This is a genomic window from Psychrobacter sp. UBA6766 (assembly GCF_002453355.1).
In the GTDB taxonomy this organism is placed as follows: Bacteria; Pseudomonadota; Gammaproteobacteria; order Pseudomonadales; family Moraxellaceae; genus Psychrobacter.
On the sequence record NZ_DKGQ01000038.1, the window covers coordinates 1 to 5,518 of the forward strand.

5 protein-coding genes and 1 pseudogene are annotated in these 5,518 nt (G+C 39.0%); 1 reads left to right on the plus strand and 5 read right to left on the minus strand.

The window, feature by feature from the left end:
- Positions 1–140 precede the first annotated feature (140 nt).
- The 5 genes and pseudogenes from B4K26_RS08080 to B4K26_RS08100 all read right to left on the minus strand — a co-directional run bounded on the left by B4K26_RS08080 (position 141) and on the right by B4K26_RS08100 (position 3,252).
- Positions 141–618: pseudogene (locus B4K26_RS08080) on the minus strand (IS630 family transposase).
- Positions 619–643: 25 nt separating this feature from the next.
- On the minus strand, positions 644–982 hold the full coding sequence (locus B4K26_RS08085; protein ID WP_296244712.1) for an IS630 transposase-related protein: 339 nt from the start codon (positions 980–982) through the stop codon (positions 644–646).
- A gap of 44 nt (positions 983–1,026) precedes the next feature.
- Entirely contained in the window at positions 1,027–1,494 is a 468-nt protein-coding gene (locus B4K26_RS08090; protein WP_296244713.1) for a hypothetical protein, read from the minus strand.
- Position 1,495: 1 nt separating this feature from the next.
- Entirely contained in the window at positions 1,496–2,032 is a 537-nt protein-coding gene (locus tag B4K26_RS08095; protein WP_296244714.1) for a PAAR domain-containing protein, read from the minus strand.
- A gap of 215 nt (positions 2,033–2,247) precedes the next feature.
- Positions 2,248–3,252, minus strand: coding sequence for a lipoate--protein ligase (locus B4K26_RS08100; protein ID WP_296244715.1), 1,005 nt, complete (start codon positions 3,250–3,252; stop codon positions 2,248–2,250).
- Positions 3,253–3,707: 455 nt separating this feature from the next.
- Here B4K26_RS08100 and B4K26_RS08105 point away from each other — a divergent pair, with 455 nt between their 5' ends.
- On the plus strand, positions 3,708–5,450 hold the full coding sequence (locus B4K26_RS08105; RefSeq protein ID WP_296244716.1) for a DUF4209 domain-containing protein: 1,743 nt from the start codon (positions 3,708–3,710) through the stop codon (positions 5,448–5,450).
- Positions 5,451–5,518 lie beyond the last annotated feature (68 nt).

Here is a 5,518-nt window from a genome sequence, read left to right on the forward strand (position 1 = left end):
ATATATTTTGGGTTTGGTATTAATTTTCATACTAATTAATCTCCAAGCGACTTATCCATAAAAGACCTTTTACATCCATTTCATTAGCTACCACACGTTCAAAAAAATCAGGTGGATTATCAACACCAGAGTATTTATAGTCAATCCACAATAAAATTGGAACAGCCCATATCCTGAAACAGTTTAGGCAGATTATTCTCCATCCACCCTTGTCGTAGAAACTTTGCTTGCGCCCATTTCTTTTCAATAGGGTTCAGATCAGGACTGTAGGGTGGCAGCCATAAAATACGATGGCCGTGCCTGTTCAGTAGTTTTTGAATACGCGTGCTCATGAAAGCGAGCATTATCCATAACGATCACGCATTTGGTCTTGAGACTTGGAATTAGCGTGAACTTGCACCAGTCATAAAATATATGGCTGTTGATATTCTGTTCAAAGTAATCAAGCGCAAATAGCATCTTTTTATAGAGAGCACCGATGACATTAGTACGCTTTTTTGCTTGCCAGTTGTAGCTGTCGATACAGGATTTACCTATCCGTGCATATCCGTAAGGTCTGTTAGTTTCAGCTTCAAAACCGCTTTCATCCATATAAACGATGGGATAGCCTTGAGTCATATAATCATTTAAATGATTGAGATACTTAGCTCTTTTTATCAAACAGGCTTTTGGATGTTCTAAGGTCTTTTTTTTGACTGATACCTAGCCGTTTTAATGCGGCTTCTATACCTGATTTACTACAGCCTAAACGCCGTGCTCTCTCGTACATATAATCGTCTGGATGCTGCTCAACATCTTTCAATAAGGCTTCATTTGATATTTTAGTCGGTGCTTTATTTCTGGTGGTTTTAGGAACTAAGCTCTGCTGCCAGCTGTGAATCGAGCTTGTGCTAAGCTGATAAAAGTTAGCTGCTTCTCTAATGGTCATGCCGTCTTTAATGCTTCGTAACACTTGTTTGCGAAAGTCGATTGAATAGGTCATCGTTTATTTCACTAAATGAATTGGTTATAAATATTGTATCGGTTTTATATAAGATTGACTATATAAGCACCTTTAAACCCATTTATTTCTATAGACAATTTTTTCCCGATATGATGTATTGCTTGACTTGGGAATTCAAAAAATAGTTGTTCGCCAATAGCACGTAGCGCAACGGTTTGACCATTCTGATACTGCCACACATGGGTCATTTCATGTATAAAGAAATGCTTGCTGACATCTGAAGCTAAAGAAAAGTCCTTTTTATGTACTTTTGGCGCAAAATATATATTGCCATTAGGGGCAATAGCCATAGTGTCACCTTGGTCAGTGATGAACTTTTTGTCATAAATACGAACAGTATTGTAATCTATCGCGTTACCAAACATACTTCTGAGAAGGGTTATCTCGCCAGAGGTCAACTTCCTCCCAACATTAACTTCAATACATTTATTACCATTATTATCAGCTTTCGTTAAATGATAACTACCGCAGCTAATCTCTCGTCTTGTCATATTATTCATCCTTGTCTAGCAATAAATAAATATTTACTTCTGCTGAATCATTTGCCTGAATTATTTCAGTAAATCCCTCAGCATCAGTTTTGCCCTCAACGGATTTACCGTTATAATCTAAACGGTAATTGATATAGGCTAATGGAAGTTGGCTATGTTTATCCAGCAATTGAAATCTATCATCATAGATATCCTTATTTATATCGTTAAACATACTGCTCGGATCAGACTTCGGAAACTGTAAAGGCGCTGCCTGCGCAATACTGCCCACATCAAAGTCAGACTCCGCAAATGACTGCTGACTAGCAATTAGCTTAGCACCGCAGCTGGTGACATCGCCGCCACGTGCAATAGGCGCGCCATCAACAATAAAGGATGCATCACCACTAAGAATGGTGGTGACTTTTTTGCATTTTTTACAGATGACTTTATCGCCTTTACGCGATATTGGAATACCGTTGTGAGTGGTGTGCGGTGAGCCAGAGATGACCGTCCCACCGTGAGAGGTCTTTGCGCCGACTGTGATATAGGCTGCCATAGTGCTACCTTGCTTAAATGTCCAAAGTGTAGACTCTTAACTCGAGTCTATTATTTGCCTGACATTATAGATGGCTATAGCGTTAAATAACAAACTTAAGTTTATTTAAGGTATAGGTTATATAGCAGCAGTCGGAATTAGCATAAAAGCGTTCGAGTAATTAATTGAAATAAAAATTTGTATCTCTTTATTTATTATTAATAACGAGCAAAAATCTAACCTTTCATCTGCTCACTTAACCACTTAGAGACATCATCAATTTGCGCTGTCAATTCAGGATGCGCTCTACCTAATTCATCAAGCTTGGCTTTAATCTCATGCTTGTCATATTTAACATTTGTCAATGCCTCTTTTAACAGATCAATCAGCTCAACGTTTAGCGCATCAGAGAAGATAACTACCTCGCTAATCACTGCTTGTTTGACATCAAGATGCAAATCAATAATGCCCCAATCAAATCGCGTCTCGATATGATGGGTAAATTCAGGTGTCTTGCCAAAGCGCCAATCCCAATCCGCCATTTGCTGATAGTATTTATTTAGCGCTGGCTGTTTGGCGAGACTGGCTTCGTCCAATTCTTCTACTGGCGCAGTGTCGCCATGATATTCGCAAAACGCCTCGATAATCGCATTTGATAATATTTCGTGATTAATGTCTCCATTGAACTCAACCAAATTAGCAACGCGCGCACGCACCGATTTAATGCCTTTGGCTTTGAGTTTAAGCGGATGCGGATTGAGATAATCGCCTAGCTTTTGCATATTGGCATTCACTAGCAATGTGCCGTGATGAAAACTACGATCGGCAGCATGTTTAAAGGCGCTACCTGATATTTTTTTATCGCCGACTTGCATGTCGTTACGACCAGATAAGTCCGCGTCTATGCCTAACTTCTTTAGCGCATTGATGATAATGGTAAAGTTTGCGTCTTGGTCGTAGTCGTCTTTGGGCGATAAAAAGGTAAAGTTGGTATTGCCCAAATCATGAAATACCGCGCCACCACCACTCTGACGCCTTGCCAAAAACACATCGTCGGCTTCCATTTTATCGATTTTGCATTCTACCCATGGGTTTTGCGAGCGCCCAATGACCACGGTCTCGCTATTGCGCCATAAAAATAGTGTGTGCGAGTCGGGGTTGAGTGTGTTAAATATCCAATCCTCGGTCGCAAGGTTAAACCAAGGGTTGGTCACGGCAGATTTTAAAATTCGCAGTTTCATTAGTCGTCCTTTTTCTTGAATGAGTTTTCTAGAGTGAATATTATAAATAGATACTGTCATTGTTGCTGATGCGAGGTTTGAGTTCAATGGGTGTGTGGTAGGGAAGAGGATTTGAATATTTTGATTAGATTTTAAGAAGAAGTTTTTTTAAGTTTTTGAGGAGTGATTAGTTGTTGGAGCTAATCCTGCTATCCGCTTGTATCTAACTTGTCGATGGCGTGCGGACTAGTTCGTCTGGTGGCGTTCCTGTTGCCTCGATACCGCCCCCAGCCATAGTCCGCATCGCCATCGTCTGCGCTAGGATACCGCTGCTATCAGGGCTAAACCGCTCCCTAAGTTGACTATTGATATCTTAAAGCTTCACTTACTCCTATGCTATTATTAGGACTAAACTTAAGTAAACAAAAAACTATTTCGCTGAGTAAAGTCTTGAATGGTTTTAACGGAGAATGACGATGAATATTGAGCTAGCCCAACTAATCAGTGAGTTGGATAAGTCAGATGAAAAGATTACCGAGTCTTGTATTGCAACTAAGATTAATGAAGTTACAAAGGAAGATCTAAGCTCAGGATCTATTGCAGAGAGAATGGCATTTGGATTTTCTGAAGACTATAAACATAAACAGAGTGGTTGGGGCACTTACTTTGGTCCTATGATGGTATGGTTTGGAGATGATGGTAAGGCTTATGAAAGTCCTAGCATTTCTTCGATTACTGAAGAAGTTGTAGAACACTGGATAAGTAGATCACAAAGTACCTCTAACCCCGTATTAAAAGCACGTTATTGTGGCCTCATATGGGACCTTTCCAATGCTGCCATTGGTAAAAAACCTGATCATACTGTTGCTGTCAACTATGTAAACGCGCTTCTTGAAATAACAGATAAAGATCTTTGCAAGCACCCAACTGAAAGTATTAAAAAAATTACTAGAGCATATAAGGTTGCGTCTGGTTTAAATAATATCAGTCTAATAAATAGGTGTATTGAGAGTGCTATTAACTTAGAAGATCGTATAGCAGAGGACAGTAAAGCGGGACTTTGGGGGTTTTGCTTCGATCTTTTTGTATTAGGTAAGAGCAAGTATTTATCTGAGGATCAAAGAGAAAAATTGATAGAAGGTCTTGAGCAGCGATTAATGCGTCTTTCTAAAGATAGCTCTCCATGGGGGTGTGAGTCAGCAGGCGTCCGTTTAGCAGATTATTATAGGGTTAAAGGAAACAAAGAAGAAGCAACTCGAGTAATAAAGGTAGTTGGTAAAAGTTTCGAGGATGCGTGCGATAATGTGGCACCTATACAAGCTTCTTCTTGGTTGCAGCATGTACATGATATATATATTAGTTTCAATATGAAAAGTGATGCAGAGCGAATAACGAAAAAAATAACTGAGGTAGGTCCAGATGTTGTAGATAGTATGCAAGAGTTATCTCACAGCATAGAAATACCGAATGAACAGTTAGATGCCTATTTTGATTCAATGACAAATGGTGGTCTAGAAAATACGCTTATAAGAATTGGAGCACAATTTATTCCAAAGAAAGATCAAGTAGAGCAGCAGGTTTTGGAGTTAGCAAAAAACTATCCGTTGACAAACTTATTCACTAAGACGCTTCAAGATCATAAAGGAAGACCTATCGCAACTATTGGCAGTGTTGAAAACGACTTAGAGGGTAGTATAATTCACCAACTTTCTAGCAATTTAAATACTGACGCTTTTTTTCTCAGGCATTCGCTCAAAAAGGCTTTAGAGGTTTATGATATAAACGTGCAGGATTTGACTGACTTTATATTTAAGTCGCCTCTATTCGAAGAAACAAAGCAAGACATTATCCATGCAGGTTTAAGAGCATATTTAAACCAAGATTATATCTCAGCAATACATATATTAGTACCTCAGATAGAAGCTGCTATTCGTACGTTAGTTGAATTAACAGGAGGGGCAACTTTACGGTCTACTAGGCAAGGTGGATTACAGTTAAGAACCCTTGATAATCTGCTTAGAGATGAAAAAGTTGAAGAATGTTTCGGTATTGATCTATCTTTTTATTTTAGAATATTACTTACCGAACAGAGAGGTTGGAATATACGTAATGATGTATGCCACGCGATAAGCCCATCAGGAACATTCAATTGTTCTGTAGCAGATAGGATTATGCATGTAATTCTTTGTTTAGCGCAGGTAAGAGTGACAAACACATAAGAAGTTATCGCAATAAGAGCTGGTTAGAAGTATAAAAAACGCTCCTAATGAACTGAACCCCATAAGTT